Origin of the sequence: Nocardia rhizosphaerihabitans, from assembly GCF_014646295.1 — a bacterium.
Taxonomy (GTDB): domain Bacteria; phylum Actinomycetota; class Actinomycetes; order Mycobacteriales; family Mycobacteriaceae; genus Nocardia; species Nocardia rhizosphaerihabitans.
In genome coordinates this window covers 1,350,283-1,365,022 of sequence record NZ_BMNE01000001.1, presented here as the reverse complement: position 1 = coordinate 1,365,022, position 14,740 = coordinate 1,350,283, and the positions used below count along the sequence as shown (strand labels likewise).

The 14,740-nt window shown below is 70.9% G+C and carries 11 protein-coding genes and 1 pseudogene; 6 read left to right on the top strand and 6 right to left on the bottom strand.

Going from position 1 to position 14,740, the window contains the following annotated elements:
- Positions 1 to 16: 16 nt before the first annotated feature.
- Together IEY60_RS06160 and IEY60_RS06155 are read right to left on the bottom strand one after the other, a co-directional pair.
- A complete protein-coding gene (locus tag IEY60_RS06160; protein WP_189024608.1) occupies positions 17 to 451 on the bottom strand; it encodes an SRPBCC domain-containing protein in 435 nt (144 codons plus the stop codon).
- Between the two features lie 39 nt (positions 452 to 490).
- Positions 491 to 1,261: a hypothetical protein gene (locus IEY60_RS06155; RefSeq protein ID WP_189024606.1), complete on the bottom strand. Its 771-nt coding sequence runs from the start codon at positions 1,259 to 1,261 to the stop codon at positions 491 to 493.
- A gap of 165 nt (positions 1,262 to 1,426) precedes the next feature.
- Here IEY60_RS06155 and IEY60_RS06150 point away from each other — a divergent pair, with 165 nt between their 5' ends.
- Positions 1,427 to 2,590, top strand: coding sequence for a sensor histidine kinase (locus IEY60_RS06150; protein WP_189024604.1), 1,164 nt, complete (start codon positions 1,427 to 1,429; stop codon positions 2,588 to 2,590).
- Positions 2,591 to 2,642: 52 nt separating this feature from the next.
- A complete protein-coding gene (locus IEY60_RS06145; RefSeq protein WP_189024602.1) occupies positions 2,643 to 3,308 on the top strand; it encodes a response regulator in 666 nt (221 codons plus the stop codon).
- A 10-nt stretch (positions 3,309 to 3,318) separates the two neighbouring features.
- On the opposite strand, the gene IEY60_RS06140 is transcribed toward IEY60_RS06145, so the two are convergent.
- A complete protein-coding gene (locus IEY60_RS06140) occupies positions 3,319 to 4,221 on the bottom strand; it encodes a serine hydrolase (RefSeq protein ID WP_229739573.1) in 903 nt (300 codons plus the stop codon).
- Positions 4,222 to 4,417: 196 nt separating this feature from the next.
- On the opposite strand from IEY60_RS06140, the gene IEY60_RS36355 reads away from it, so the two are divergent.
- A complete protein-coding gene (locus IEY60_RS36355; RefSeq protein ID WP_189024600.1) occupies positions 4,418 to 7,330 on the top strand; it encodes a serine/threonine-protein kinase in 2,913 nt (970 codons plus the stop codon).
- Positions 7,331 to 7,377: 47 nt separating this feature from the next.
- Here IEY60_RS36355 and IEY60_RS06130 read toward each other — a convergent pair whose 3' ends face one another.
- The 3 genes from IEY60_RS06130 to IEY60_RS06120 are packed head-to-tail and all read right to left on the bottom strand — an operon-like array spanning position 7,378 to position 10,950.
- Positions 7,378 to 9,870 (bottom strand): FtsX-like permease family protein, encoded by a 2,493-nt coding sequence (locus tag IEY60_RS06130; RefSeq protein ID WP_189024598.1) that lies wholly within the window; start codon positions 9,868 to 9,870, stop codon positions 7,378 to 7,380.
- Complete coding sequence (locus IEY60_RS06125) at positions 9,867 to 10,589, bottom strand: ABC transporter ATP-binding protein (RefSeq protein WP_229739572.1); 723 nt, start codon at positions 10,587 to 10,589, stop codon at positions 9,867 to 9,869. Before IEY60_RS06125 ends, IEY60_RS06130 begins: the two co-directional genes overlap by 4 nt.
- Before the next feature lie 37 nt (positions 10,590 to 10,626).
- Complete coding sequence (locus IEY60_RS06120) at positions 10,627 to 10,950, bottom strand: hypothetical protein (protein WP_189024596.1); 324 nt, start codon at positions 10,948 to 10,950, stop codon at positions 10,627 to 10,629.
- 156 nt (positions 10,951 to 11,106) lie between these two features.
- Here IEY60_RS06120 and IEY60_RS06115 point away from each other — a divergent pair, with 156 nt between their 5' ends.
- From IEY60_RS06115 to IEY60_RS36670, 3 genes and pseudogenes are all read left to right on the top strand, one after another.
- Complete coding sequence (locus IEY60_RS06115; RefSeq protein WP_308426081.1) at positions 11,107 to 12,432, top strand: sensor histidine kinase; 1,326 nt, start codon at positions 11,107 to 11,109, stop codon at positions 12,430 to 12,432.
- Entirely contained in the window at positions 12,429 to 13,118 is a 690-nt protein-coding gene (locus IEY60_RS06110) for a response regulator (RefSeq protein ID WP_189024594.1), read from the top strand. Before IEY60_RS06115 ends, IEY60_RS06110 begins: the two co-directional genes overlap by 4 nt.
- 43 nt (positions 13,119 to 13,161) lie before the next feature.
- A pseudogene (locus IEY60_RS36670) lies at positions 13,162 to 14,001 on the top strand (serine/threonine-protein kinase); the annotation flags it as partial.
- Between the last annotated feature and the right edge of the window lie 739 nt (positions 14,002 to 14,740).

The window sequence follows — 14,740 nt, the reverse complement described above, 5'->3', positions numbered from 1 at the left end:
GGCCCCACCCCGCTTTTCAGATCTCGGTCGCGCGCTTGCCGACGCCAGCCGTCATGGCGGTGAAGCCGGCGCGCAGGTGCTTGCCGAGTGCGAGGGTCACCACGGGGCTGAGCCATCCGGCGAGGGTGAACCGGGACTCGTAGCGGCTGCGGCCGGGGCCGAGCGGCACCACGGTGTGCGAGCGCAGGCTGTGCAGCGTGCCCAGCGGCACCGGCTTCATCGTGTAGCTGAACTCCACGCCGGGGGTGTGCGTGCGAATCCACTCCCGCTGCGGACGGCGGTTGCCGCCCAGCTGCACCTTCATATCGATGGGCGAGCCCGGCTCCAGCGTGCTCGCCGCCTCGTAGCAGAAGGTGTTCCATTCGCCGTAGCGACCGAAATCGGTGAGAACCTCCCACACCTTCTCGGCGGGGGCGTCGATCTCGATCGTTTCGTCGATAGTGAGGGCCATGCGTGAAAACTAGGACATGTTCTAGTTTTCGGCAAGCAGTCAGGCCAGGCGGCGACGCCGTTTGCGCAGCGCGTCGATGATGACGGCCGAAGCCGCCGTCACCGCGAACAGACCCAGCACGGTCCGCGCCAGCGGCCACAGGTTCGGCCGGTCGGCCGGGTCGGTCGTCGCGAAGACGTTCTCGACCACCGGGGCGCCGTACTCCTGCCTGCGCGAGTTCACGTCGACCGCGGTGAACGCGATATCGGCCATGACGCCGCAGCGGGCCCTGGAGAACTCGTCGTCGCGCAGCTCGCAGGCCGCGTGGATGCGCCGGTTCAGCGCCGCGTCCACCGAGCGCCGGGCCCAGGCGCCCAGCGGTTCGTCGACCCGCTCGGCGTAGCGCAGCATGTCGTAGCCGAGGTCGTGCGCCATGCAGGCCGGGCCGAACTCGGCGGGCAAGGTCACCGGGGAGGAGCAGCTGCCGTTCGGGTTCACCAGCAGCCCGTCCCGCTGGGCCGGGTCGTAGCCGAACTTGTAGCCGAAGTCGCGCGGGATCAGCGCGGTGGCGTCCGGGTCGTCGTCGGTGAGCGCGCGGACCACGGCCGCGGCGGCCGCGTTCTCGGTGCCACCACCCGGCGTGGTCCCCATGGCGCCGGGCGCCGACATGACGACGGCGGCGGCCATGGCCAGACCGGCGGTGCACAGGGCGACACCGCTGCGGCGGCGGTGTGCGGCTTCGGCCGGGCTGCCGGTGTTCGACGAGGCGGAGGCGGAGACTGCGGTACGGGCACGGCGAACGGCGGGTACCGGGCGAAGCGGGGTGTTCATGGCCTCCGACGGTAAGGAGCGGGTCCGGCGGTGGGCATCCCGCTGTGGACCGGTTCTCGGGGCGCGCGGGCGGGTGACCCGGCGCCGGGGTCACACCAGGGTAGGGGGTGTGAAATCGCTCGGCGGTATGAGGTCCGCTGACCGGACGGTTCGTAGGCTCGAGCCATGTCCGGACAACTGCGCCCCGCCGCGCGCCGCGTCAGCGCGCGCACCTGGTTCGACCTCGCGACGGTGGCGATCGCGCTGACCCTCTACAGCATCGCCTGGCCGACCCTGTTCGTCACGCACGACGTGGCAGCCGGCCTGGCACCGCTGCTGGCGGCGTTCGCGGCGTTCCCGATCCTGCTGGTGCGGATCAACCCGTCGCTGGGCTGGGCCATCTCGGCGGGCTCGGCGCTGCTGTTCTCGGTCGTCCTCCAGCCCTGGCCGGACAACGATCTGCCGTTCCAGGTGGTGCACGTCATCGTGCTGTTCGTGCTGCTGTTCGCGGTGGCGCTGCGGGCCGCGCTACCGATCGTGGTGGTGGCCTGGGCGGCGCAGTCGATGCTGTTCGCGACCACCATGCCGGGGTCGGCGGAGGGCCCGCTGTGGGGCTGGGTGGTCGGTTTCGGGGCGCTGGCGCTGTTCGGCTATCTGCTGCGCATCGTGGTCGCCTCGCGCCGCAAGCTGGAACGCCAGGAGGAGGTCACCGAGCTCGAACGCGCGCGCAGGGCCATCCTCGAGGAGAAGGCCCGCATCGCCCGTGACCTGCACGATGTCGTCGCCCATCACATGTCGATGGTCGTGGTGCAGGCCCAGACCGCGCCGTACCGGATCACCGATCTCGACCCGGCGGCGCGCACGGAGTTCGAGTCCATCGGCGCCACCGCGCGCACCGCGCTCAACGAGATCCGCGGGTTGCTCGGGGTGCTGCGCAGCGACGGGCAACTGCCCGAGCACGCGCCGCAGCCGCGGGCGGTGGACGTGCCGGAACTGTGCGCGTCCGCGCAGCGTGCGGGTCTGCCGGTCGAATGGACCGTGACCGGTGAGCTCGAGGCGGTCCCCGAGACGACCGGGCTGACGGTCTACCGGGTGGTCCAGGAGTCGATGGCCAACTCGGCCAGGCACGCGCCAGGAGCGCCGGTGCTCGTCGCCGTCGCCGTCGCCCCCGACGCGGTGACGGTGACCGTGCGCAACGCGCCGTCGGTCACCCCGTCGCGCCCCGGTGCGGGTGGCGGGCACGGCATCGATGGCATGCGGACCAGGGTCGAGGCGGTCGGCGGTTCACTCGCCGTCGGTCCCACCGAGGACGGCGGCTTCGAGGTCTCGGCGAAACTGCCCACCCCGTAGGAGCGCGAAAGACCGAGAACCGCTTCGCGTCTGCGCCCACTAGGGTGGTCGAGTGGCAATTACGGTTTTGATCGCCGACGACCAGGCGATGGTGCGGCAGGGTTTCGGCGCGTTGCTGGCTGCCCAGCCCGACATCAGCGTCATCGGGGACGCGCCCGACGGCAAGGTCGCGGTGGCCGAGGCCAAGCGGTTGCGGCCCGACGTGGTCCTGATGGACGTGCGGATGCCGGAGATGAACGGGCTCGAGGCCGCCCGCGCGATCCTGGCCGCCGGGTTCGATCCGCCGGTGCGGGTGCTGATGCTCACCACCTTCGACATCGACGACTACGTCTATGAGGCGCTGAGCCTGGGCGCGAGTGGGTTCCTGCTCAAGGACGCGCCCGCCGAGGAGCTGGTGCGGGCGGTGCGCGTCGTCGCCGACGGCCAGGCGCTGCTGGCGCCGACCATCACCCGCCGGTTGATCGCCGACGTCACGCGCAGGCGCAACACGGTGCGCACGCCCGCCGCGCCCGCGTTGACCGCGCTCACCCCGCGCGAACGGGAAGTGCTCGAACTCGTCGCCAAGGGGCTGTCGAACACCGAGATCGCCGAGGCGCTGTTCGTCGCCGAGCAGACCGTGAAAACCCATGTCTCCAAGGTCTTCTCGAAGCTCGGCCTGCGCGACCGGGCCCAGGCGGTGGTGCTGGCCTATGAATCCGGCCTGGTCGTCCCCGGCTGAGCGGGGTCGCTCAGCGCGGGCACACGCCGCCGCGCAGTTCCGGCAGGTGCCGGGACAGCAGCAGCGCCATCCGGTCCAGCAGGGCGGTGGTGTCGTCGAAGGTGCCCGAATCCGCTTGTGCGGCAAGGGCGACCGCCAGCCGGCCGCTGCCGACCGGCACCAGCCCGAACTGGCGCACCGTGTACACCCCGGTGTCGTCGTCGGGGCCCCAGCCACCCTTGAACTCGGTGTCGTCGAGCAGGCCGAGACCCCAGCCCTGGTCGGGCGTGATCTCGCCCATCAGCTGGGTGACGACCTCGGTCTGCGGCAGGCACGGCAGGCGCGAGGCGAACCGGACCTGGTTGGCCAGCGACCATTCGGTGCCGCCGAAAGAGGTGTAGTCGAGCTGGGTGCGCAGGCTCTCCTTGCCGGGGGTCGAGATGTCACCGGCCTCGTCGAGCACCTGCTGCACGGCCTCGGCCGCTTCCTCCCCGTCGCCCAGCGACTCCCACAGCCCGTAGGCGGCGTCGTTGTCCGACACCGTGATCGCGGCCTGCACCATCTCGAAGATCGACTGGTCCTGATCGTGGCGCAACGCGGCGACGGCCAGCGGCACCTTGATCGTCGACCAGGCGATGCCGGTGGTCCAGTCGCCGTAGATCGTCATCCGCCCGCCGCCGACCGGCATCAGCGCCATGCCGACCTGCCCCGGCAGCTGCGCCTGCAACTGGGTGAACTCCGCGGCCAGCGAATCGGGCAGCATGATGGACAGACCTGGGTGCCAGGCGTCTTCGCTGTTCACGGTCACCGTGGGTGCGCTCACAGCCGCCTGGGTGCCGGGCATGGCACACGAGACGGCGGACAGCGCGGCCGATGCCAGCACCACACTGTGCAGCAGCCCACGCAAGGCGGCCGCCTTTCCGGTCGACTTCACCACCGAATCCTCCCCACCACCCACTGCGCGTCGGCGCCCTGCTTCGGCGGTGCAAACTACTCGTCGAGCGCGCCCGGACGATACCGGACGACAGTTAGCAAGTTTCACCGATTTTCGGCGAGAATTCGAATGAAGGTGGTCACGCCGCTGTGCGGGTGCCATGCTGGTCCGCCACAGGCGCCGGAAGGGGGTCGCAGTGCTCGATATCGGTGAGGTGTTCGCCGGGTTCACTGTCGAGCGGATGCTCGGCCAGGGCGGCATGGGAACCGTGTATCTGGCTCGGCATCCGCGGCTGGATCGGCTGACCGCGCTCAAACTGCTCAACCGGGACCTGTTCGCCGACGAACGCATTCGCGCGCGGTTCGAACGGGAGGCCGATCTGGCGGCCGGACTCGACCATCCCGGCATCGTCACCGTCTTCGACCGTGGCGCCGAGGGCGAGCAGCTGTGGATCAGCATGCAGTACGTCGACGGGGTCGACGCCGCGACCGTCGACCCGATGACGCTGCCGCCCGAGCGGGCCGTGCAGATCATCGAAGGGGTCGCCGACGCCCTGGATTACGCGCACGGCAGGGGAGTGCTGCACCGAGACGTGAAGCCGGCCAACATCCTGCTGGCCCGATCCAGCGGCGGCCACGGTGAGCGGGTCTTCCTCACCGACTTCGGCATCGCCCGCCTGCGCGCCGATTCCACCCACCTCACCCAGCAGGGCATGTTCACCGCGACGCTGGCCTACGCGTCCCCCGAACAGATGACCGGCACCGAACTCGACCACCGCTCCGACCAGTACTCCCTGGCCTGCGCCCTGTACTGGCTGTTCACCGGCATCGCCCCCTTCGACTCACCCGACCCCAACGAGATCATCCGCGGCACCCTCTACCTCAACCCGCCACCCCTGGCCCTGCGCCGCCAAGGACTCCCACCGGCCCTCGACGCCGTCTTGGCCGTCGCCATGGCGAAACACCCCGCGTCCCGGTTCGATTCGTGTGCCGCCTTCGCCAAGGCCGCCCGCAAGGCCCTTACCTCCAACACCCCACCCGCCGTGCCCCATCCGGCGGCCTACTACCCGCCGGCCCAACAACCGGTCCCGGCTTCCCCTGGCGCTTTTCCCCACCCCGCACAGCCCCAGGCACAGCCGCCGGCAATGCCCGCACCCGGCTATGCGGGAAGCCCGGCCCCGCCGATCCAGCCTGTGCCGCAGGGCAATTGGCACCCATCCCAGCCCCCGCCCGCCCCGGCAGGGCCCGTCGCCGCCCAACACGCCCCAGCTGCACCACCGTTCGTCCCCCAGCAGTCTGCTCAGCCGGCGCCGCCTGCTCAGCCAGTCCCGCTGCCACCCCTCGGCCAGCAGGCGCCGATGGGTCAGCGGCCGAGTGCTCAGCCGCAGCTGTCCCCGCAACCTGGGATGCCGGCGCCGGTCCCGCCGCAGCCGGCGGTAGTACCGCCAGGCGACGCTCGGCGGCCCGCCGTGGATGTCGATCCCCGCTCGGGGTCCGGTGTCGGCGGTGACGTGGTGCCAGGCTCGGACTCGCGGGATCCGCAAGCACCGCCTGAGTTCGGCAGTGTCGCAAGGAATCCCGCGGGCGACGTCGATCCGGCGAATCGGCCCGGCGATGGCCCCGAGGTATCCGATTCGGCAGCCACCGATGTCGTGCCGCTCGCGGAATCCGGACGGCTGGATGCGGCGAACGCGAGTGCCTCGACGGACGTGACGCCGATCGCGGACCCAACCGGAAATGATGGCGCGGCCCAATCATCCAGCGCTGCTACCGATTCCGGGCTCGGCGGCGCTGCTGGGAGATCCGTGGGTGCCGTCGCGGGTCCAGGGGAGGGTTCAGACAGCAGTACCGGCGGGGTGGCGTCCAGGGGCGAGCCGGTCGGTGTGCCTGATTCGGCGGACAAGCCGTTCCAGATGGGCGGTGTCGATGCGTCGGCCGCCGCGTCCGTGAGCGACATCGGCGATGGCGCGCAGGCGGAGGGCGGAAGTCGCCCCGGTGACCTGTTGGACATGGGCGACGAACACCCGGCGCCCGCCCAGGCGCCGAGCGCGGAGAGTGCGCACGCACCTGGTGATCCGGGGCGAGTGCTAGGAGACCCGGGGACGGTGCAGCCGGGCGCAGTGCAGCCGGGCGCAGCACAGCCAGGAGCGGTGCAGCCCGGCGCGGTGCAGCCGGGCGCAGCACAGCCAGGAGCGGGGCAGCCTGGAGCAGTGCAGCCGGGAGCGACATCCGGGGCCGCGCAGGGACCAGTGCCTGCCGGTGCATCGGCGCACGGTGGGTACGCGCCGGAGTCGATGCGGTCGCCGATGCCGGGATCCGTTGCTGGACAAGGCGTCCCGCAGAACCGCGCCGCTGTGCCTGGTGGTCCGCCGATGGGGCCGCAGGGGACGGTCCGGGGGCCGTGGGTCGGTCCGAGGCGTCTGGCGCCGCGACGGATGACCAGGCTGCATCGGGTGGGGTGGTTGTTGCTGGTGGCGCTCGTCGGGGCGCTGGTGGCTCTGCTGGTGGCCTTGGTTGTCGTGGTGTTGCCCGATGGGGACGAGGACGCCGAAGCCGCCGGTGTAGCGCCCAAGGCGCCGTCGAGTTCGGTGACGACGGTGGGGGATTCGTTCGCAGCGAGTCGGCGCGTATTTCCCACGCTGGTTCCGCAAGGAGAACTGGCGGAGGGGCCGGGGTATCGGGGTGCGCGGTGTGCCGCGGTGCGTGGAGCGAGTGAACTGGAGTGGAAAGAGCCCGCGCTGCAGTGGAATCCGATCAGCGCGGGCTGGCAGTGCGAGCGGACCGACAACAATGCGGGGTCGGTGAGCTATCTGGTGCTGGAGTACGCGACGGCGGCGCAGGCGCGTTCGGTGGTGGAGGCGATGCCGGCGGCGGTGAAATACCCGGGGGACAAGGACGGTGTGCCGTTCTCGTTGCGTCGCTGGGTGGTTCCCGACCCGGCCAGTAGCCGCATGCACACCGCGCACCAGGTCATCAGCTTCCCCGGCGACTCCGCCCGCGCGAACTACGTGATCGCCGTGAGCCGCCGGGGGAGCAGCGGCATGGGCGGAGCGCCACGACCTTCCGCCCAAGACGAAGTGATCGCCTGGTGGGAGGAAGTGCCACTGTGACCGTCGCAGCGCCCGCGCACCCGCGCTGACGCTGCGACGGCACCATTTCAGTCCACCGCCAGCGCCGCCACGATCGGCATCCTGGCGGCCCGCAGCGCGGGCGGGATCGACCCGAGCAGGGCCAGGCCGAGAGCGACCGCACCGTAGACGAGCAGCAGCGGACTCGGCTGGTAGACGATGTCGATGGTCATCGCGTGCCCGATCGCCACGGTGCCCAGGTACTGCACCCCCGCGCCGATCACGAGTCCGATTGCCGCGCCGATGAATCCGATGCCCGCCGCCTCGGCGAGCACCGAGCGCAGCAGGAACTTGCGGTTGGTGCCCATGGCTCGCAGCACGCCCAGTTCCCTGCGCCGCTCGAGCACCGACAGCATCAGCGTGTTGAGCAGCGCCACCGTCGCCACCAGGACCACGATCCACAGGATCATGTTGCTCATCGCCGCACCCTGCTGCACGCTCGACGAGATCGCCTGCACCATGGCGGCGCCGGTATCGACATGGATTTCCTGCGGCACCGCCGCGCGCACAGCGGCTCGTACCGCCTCCGGGTCGGCGCCGGGCGCGAACTGCACCGTCAGGACCGTCTCGCCGGGACGCTGATACCACTCGCGCATCTGGTCCAGATTCATCATCACCACGCCGGACACCGCGGTGAAGTACGGAATCACCTGCAGCACAGGGGCAGTGCGTTCACCCGACGGCGTGGGCATGGTGAGCTCGTCGCCCACCGCGAGATGCATCGAGCGCGCCACGTCCCTGGTCACGACGACGCCTTCGCCGCGCTCCATCCGTTCGATCACGGCCTTGTCGACCGCGCCGAGCCGGACCTCGTCGGTGCGAGCCGGATAGCCCTGCAGCATCACCCGTCCGCTGCCGACGGTCGCGAACGCCATCTGCGCGGGACTCACCTGCGCGACGCCGGGCACCGCGGCGATCCGCTCGGCCACCTCCGGCGGCAGCACCGGCCCGGTCGGGAACTGTTCCACCGGACTGGGACTCACATACAGGTCGGCGTCGCCGAGACTGTCGAACGACTCGGTCGCGGAGTCGACCATGTTGCCTGAGGCCCCGCCGAGCGCGACGACGGCCGCCACGCCGATCATCACCGTCATCGCCGTCGCCCAGACGCGGCGCGGCGCCCGCTCCAGGGTCGTCGCGCCCAGTGCGCCCGGCGCGCCGAACCAGCGGGCGATCCCGGCGGCGCCGCGCACGATCGGCCGGGTCGCGGCGAAGCACAGCAGCACGGCCGCCGCGAACGACGTCGAGATCGCGGCGAGCGAGAGCCGCCCGAGATCGAGGAAGGCCAGCGTGATGGCCGCCCCGACAAGACCGATGCCACCGGCCAGCGCCGCCCAGCGCAGCACGGCACTGTCGGCGGCCGAGTGCCCGGCCTCCACCGGCGCGAGCGCCTCGACCGGTGCGACCTTGTACACCTGCCGCGCCGCGATCGCCGCCGCCAGCACGGTAGCCAGCACACAGGCCGCGATCGATACGGGCACAGCGTAATCCGGCACCATGAACTCGGTCCGCGCCTCCACCGACTGCACGATCGCCGCGGGCAGCCGCCCGATCGCGACCCGGCCCATCACCGCGCCGATCGCGGACCCGATGACACCGCCGATCAGCCCGAGCAGCGCCGCTTCGACGAGCAGATCGCGCACCATCGGACCACGCTGACCGCCGATCGCGCGCAGCAGCGACAGCGTCGGCCTGCGCTGCGTCACCGCCATGCTCATCGCGTTGTAGATCAGGAACGCCGACACCATCAGCGCCGCCGCTGAGGACATCAGCGTGGAATAGCGCATGATCTGGATGGCCCCGCCCGCCTGCGCGGTCCGCAGACTGGGTTCGGCGACCACCGCGCGCCCGTCGACCACGGTGGTCAACGCGGCCCGCAGGGCGCTCACGTCGGTACCGGGGGTGGGCAGGATCTGCACCGAGTCCAGCTTGTCGACCCGGTCGGTGAGCAGCTGGGCCAGCGGCAGCGGCGCGGCGACCAGGTGACCGCCGTTGAGCCGGTTGGTCGCCTCGTCGTCGAGGATGCCGGCGACGGTCGCGGTGCCCCACCCGATGGGGATGCTGTCGCCGACGCGGTAGCCCATCGCCGCGCCGACCAGCACGCCCTTCGGTGTGGTGAGCAGCTTGTTGGTGTGCTGCGACATCGGTTCGGCCAGGTCGCTGCCTAGCGCGGCGATGTTCGCGTCGGCGCCGATCAGCATGGCCCGGTCGGGGCCGGCGCCGAGGGTGCTGCGCAGCATCGGAACCGCCTTGGCGACACCGGGTGTCGCGGCGATCTGCGTCAGCAGCGACTGTTCGAAACCGGCGTCGGTGATGCCGGTGATCTCGAGGACCGCGTCGCCCGCCAGACCCTGGGTGAGCCGGTCGACCGACCCCGTGACCGATCCGGAGATGCTCAGCACGGCGACCAGCAGCGCGGCCGAGACCGCCATCACCGCCGTCGACATGATCGTGCGGCCGGGATGGCGGATCAGTTCACCGATGTTGAACAGCCGCAACCGATCCCACATGGCCGCGATCATGCGTCCACCCGATCCGCCACGAGGTCGTCGGCGTCGATGCGGCCGTCGTGCAGGGTGATCACCCGGTCGCAATAGGCGACGGCGCCCATGTCGTGGGTCACCATCACCACCGAATTCCCCTGTGCGGTGATGTCTCCCAGCAGAGCCAGGATCGACGCACCGGTCTTGGAGTCGAGGTTGCCGGTGGGTTCGTCGGCCAGGATCAGCGGCGGGTCCATGATCAGCGCGCGCGCCACCGCGACACGCTGCATCTGCCCGCCCGACAGTTCCGCGGGCCGATGCTGCGCCCGGTCACCGAGGCCGACCAGGTCGAGCAGTTCCAGCGCCCGCGGTTTCGCCTTGCGTAATCCGGTGCCGTCCAGCAGTTTCGGCACCGCGACGTTCTCCCATGCCGACAGGGTGGGGAGCAGGTTGAAGAACTGGAAGACGAAACCGACCTGCTGCAAACGGAAGGCGGCCTGGGCGTCCTCGTCGAGATCGCCGATCTCGGTGCCGCGGAAGCGAATCGAACCCTCGTCGGGCCGGTCCAGGGCGCCGAGCAGGTGCAGCAGGGTGCTCTTGCCCGAGCCCGAAGGCCCGATGATCGAGGTGAACTGGCCTGCCTCGATCCGCATGCTCACCTCGTCGAGCGCGCGTACCTGCTGTTCGCCGACGCGGTACTGCTTGACCACCCGCGCCAGCTCGAGCATCGGCGGTTTCGGCGAATCAATGTCGGGCATGTCATGTCCCCCAGGGGTTTTCGGTTGACAGGGAAAGTCAGCGCGCGAAGGCGCGGGTACGGGTAGTCTGCACGGTCACCGCTCGCGCGTCGAGGACGGCGCGCAGCCCGGGCTGCTCGGCGGCCAGTTCCAGATACGCTTCGACGGCCGTCTGTCCCTCCATCTCGGCCTGTTCGAGTTTGGCGCGATAGTGGTTGTTCCAGCGGTAGGACAGGGCTTGCAGCAGTCCCTCGATTCCGCCGAAGAGCCGGTCGAGCCCGGGCAGGCCGGCGAAGAGGCCGGGGTCGTTCGGGTCGATCGCTGCCCTGGCGAGCACGGTCTGCACGATGTCGGTGCGCTGATGCTGATCGGTCCAGGTCATGGGCTTCACCTTCCGTGAGCGATGATCCACACGCTACGGACGCGCGCCACCCGAATCGTCGTGCCGGGGACCCGACTTGTTCTCCTACCCGGGTAGGAGGGGGACACCGTTCGCGGGACGATGACGAGGCGAGGGCACGGCGGCTAGCCTTACCCCATGGAGGTGAGTCACGCCATTCCCGCGAGTATGGCGGGCCGGACGAGCCGCTGGCGGCGGCTCGCGGACCGGCCGCGGGCGGGGATGGCGCGGCTGCTCGATACCGTGCGCGAGCGCATCGAGTCGTTGCCCTACGACTACCCGCCCGCCGTCATCATCGGCACCGACCTGGCCCTGCTGGTGATCACCGGGGCCGCCGTGATCCAGCGGCATTCCTACTTCCCGAGTCCGCTGCCCCTGCTGGCGATGGCCGCCGCCTTTCTGCCGATTCCGCTGTTCGCGCTCTTCGGGGTGAAACCGCACCCGCTCCTGCTGAAGGGCTCCGCACTCCTCTCGTGCGCGCTGTTCCTGTTGCAGCCGGTCAGCGCCGATTTCGCACCGTTCGTGCTGGTGCTCGTCGCCGGCGAGGTGGCCGCGGTCGCCTCACGCGGGATCACCCTGGGGTTCGCGCTGGTCGCGATCCTGCAGCTGGTCGCCTTCGACCTCGCGGGCCACGTGCAGTGGGGCACCGAGGGCCAGCGATTGCAGGGGCTGCCGATGTATGTCCTGGGCATCCTGCTCGGTGTGTTCGTGGGGGTGATGCTGCAATACCAACGCCGTTTCCTCTATCAGGAACGCGAGAATCAGGCCATTCGGGCCGGTCACGCCGCCGACGAGGAACGGCGCCGGATCGCGCGCGAGGTGCACGACGTCATCGCGCACTCGCTGTCGATCACCCTGCTGCACCTGACGGCGGCCCGGCGCGCGCTACAGACCGACGACGACGTCACCGAGGCGGTGGAGGCGCTCGTCGACGCCGAACGACTCGGCAGACAGGCGATGGCCGACATCCGCCGCACCGTCGGCATGCTCGACACCAGCCCCGCGCTGCTGGCGCCCGAGCCCAGCGCCGCCGACATCGACGAACTCGTCGGCGACTACCGGCGCGCCGGGCTCGTCGTCGACTACGTCCGCACCGGCGACCTGGCCGTCATCGAGGGCACCGTCGGGCACGCGCTGTACCGGATCGGGCAGGAATCGCTGGCCAATGTCGCCAAGCACGCGCCGGGCAACGCGGCGACCGTGCGACTCGATGTCAGCACCGACGCGGCCACGCTGGTGGTGACCAATCCGCTGCCGCTCGGCCCGCCCCCGCGGCACGACGCGGGCATGGGTGTGCGCGGCATGCGCAAGCGCACCGAACTGCTCGGCGGGTCGATCACCGCGGGCGCCGTCGACGACGGATGGACGGTGCGGGCGAGGTTCCCGCTCAAGTCCGGCGCGTGCTCGACGATCACGGCCTTGCTGCCAGGCATGCTCAAAACCAGACCCCAGGAGGACATGTGACGGCCGCCGCGCCGATCGAGAACCCGGTATCGGTGCTCGTCGTGGACGATCAGGAACTCGTCCGCGGCGGCCTGCGCCGGATCCTGCGCCGCCGCGACGGGTTCACCGTCAGTGAATGCGCCGACGGTGACGAGGTGGTGGCCGCCGTCGCCGCCGACCGTCCCGATGTGGTGCTGATGGACCTGCGGATGAAGCGGGTCGGCGGTATCGATGCGACACGGTTGCTGCGCGCTCGCCCCGACGCTCCGCCGGTGCTCGTCCTCACCACCTTCGACGACGACCAGTTGCTCTCGGGTGCGCTGCGCGCCGGCGCGGCGGGGTTCCTGCTCAAGGACTCACCCGCCGAGGACCTGATCCGCGCGGTGCGCACGGTGGCCGCGGGCGGCGCCTGGCTCGACCCGTCGGTGACCGGGCGGGTGCTCACCGCTTACCGGACCGTCAAACCGGCCGGGACCCGCACCGACAGCAGGCTCGGCGAACTCACCGCACGCGAGTACGAGGTGCTCGAATTGATCGGGCGAGGCCGGGTCAACAGCGAGATCGCCGCCGAACTCGGTATCTCGGAAGTCACCGTGAAAAGCCACGTAGGGCATATATTCGGCAAGCTGGACCTGCGTGATCGAGCCGCCGCGATCGTGTTCGCGTTTGACCACGGCGTGGTGGCACCGGGAGAATCCTCCTTCTGACGAGCAGGTCTTCGGGCATGCGAGAAGTGGGAGGCGGACGCTGGTGCAGGCACCTGGGTCACGGACGGGGAGCAGGTTCGGTCCGTACGAGTTGCGGTCGATGCTGGGCAAAGGCGGGATGGGCGAGGTCTACGAGGCCTACGACACCGGCAAGGACCGAGTGGTCGCCCTGAAGTTGCTGGCGGAGGAACTCGCGCAGGATCCGGCCTATCAGGTCCGGTTCCGCCGGGAGTCCCAGGCGGCGGCCAAGCTCGCCGAACCGCACATCATCCCGATCCACGACTGGGGCGTGATCGACGGGGTGCTGTTCATCGATATGCGTCTGGTCCCCGGCACCGATCTGCGGACGGTGCTGCACACGGATGGGCCGATGAGCCCCGATCGCGCGGTCGCGGTGGTCGAGCAGATCGCCGCCGCGCTCGACGCCGCGCACGCGGGCGGGCTGGTGCATCGCGACGTGAAGCCGGCCAACATCCTGGTGACACCCGCCGACTTCGCCTACCTCGCCGACTTCGGCATCGCCCACACCGAGGGCGACAGCGCGGTGACCCAGGCCGGGATGGCCATGGGCTCCTACATCTACATGGCGCCGGAACGCTTCGACGTCGGCCCGATCTCGCACCGCGCCGACGTCTACTCGCTGGCCTGCGTCCTGCACGAATGCCTCACCGGCGCCTCGCCGTTCCCCGCGGCCAGCATGAGCGTGCTGATCCGCGCGCACCTCTCGGAGACACCGCCGCGCCCCAGCGAGATCCTGCCCGGCCTGCCCGCGACCCTCGACGAGGTCATCGCACGCGGCATGGCCAAGGATCCGGCCGATCGGTACGCGAGCGCGGGTGCGCTCGCGGTGGCGGCGCGGGAGGCGCTGGCCGCGGCGATACAGGGTGGTGCGCCGATGCGGGCTCCCGGGTATCCGCAGCTCGGTGGGCACGCTCCCGCAGGCGCCTTCGGTCCCGCAGGTGCGGGATCGGGTGCCGTATTCGGTGCCGCGGGTGCGGCGGCCGGACCAGCTGGTGCGGCCGCCGGTGCCGCGGGCGCGGCGTTCGGTGCTGCGAACGGCGCCCGTCAGGTGCCGCCCGGTCCGGTGCCGGGACGTGCCATGCCGGGTGGATTCGCTGCGGGCGCCGCAGCCCAGAATGTGCCGCCTGGTGCGACGACTGGTGGGCGCGGTGTTCCTGCTGGTGCGACGGCGGGCGGCCGCAACGTTCCTGGTGGAACGCCGGCGGGTGCGCCTGGTGGACGCAATGCCCCCGGCGGGACCTCCTCGGGTCCGACGGCTGGCGGCCGCACTGTGCCTGGTGGCGCGCCCGCGGGTGCGACGACCGGTGGGCGCGGTGTGCCTGATGGCACGCCCGCCGGTGCGACGACCGGTGGCCGCGCGGTTCCCGGTGCGCCGGGGGAGGACGCGGCGGAGCCCGCGCCAACGCCGACCGGTGAGTTCCGTGTTGTCGGCGCGGTGACCGCGACCGGCGGCATCGAGACCTCACGCAGCCAGACGAGCGCGACCGGCGCCCAGCCGACGCTGATCATCCGCCCGCCTGCCGCCGCACCCGGCCCGGCCGAGACCACCGGTTTCCACCGCGTCCCGGTCGAGGGCACCGGCGAGATCTCCATCCCTGCGG

What these genes read in the sequence shown, in the direction of transcription:
- IEY60_RS06160 (WP_189024608.1), bottom strand. Translation starts at nt 451, where the DNA reads ATGGCCCTCACTATCGACGAAACGATCGAGATCGACGCCCCCGCCGAG.
- IEY60_RS06155 (WP_189024606.1), bottom strand. Translation starts at nt 1,261, where the DNA reads ATGAACACCCCGCTTCGCCCGGTACCCGCCGTTCGCCGTGCCCGTACC.
- IEY60_RS06150 (WP_189024604.1), top strand. Translation starts at nt 1,427, where the DNA reads ATGTCCGGACAACTGCGCCCCGCCGCGCGCCGCGTCAGCGCGCGCACC.
- IEY60_RS06130 (WP_189024598.1), bottom strand. Translation starts at nt 9,870, where the DNA reads ATGATCGCGGCCATGTGGGATCGGTTGCGGCTGTTCAACATCGGTGAA.
- IEY60_RS06125 (WP_229739572.1), bottom strand. Translation starts at nt 10,589, where the DNA reads ATGCCCGACATTGATTCGCCGAAACCGCCGATGCTCGAGCTGGCGCGG.
- IEY60_RS06120 (WP_189024596.1), bottom strand. Translation starts at nt 10,950, where the DNA reads ATGACCTGGACCGATCAGCATCAGCGCACCGACATCGTGCAGACCGTG.
- IEY60_RS06115 (WP_308426081.1), top strand. Translation starts at nt 11,107, where the DNA reads ATGGAGGTGAGTCACGCCATTCCCGCGAGTATGGCGGGCCGGACGAGC.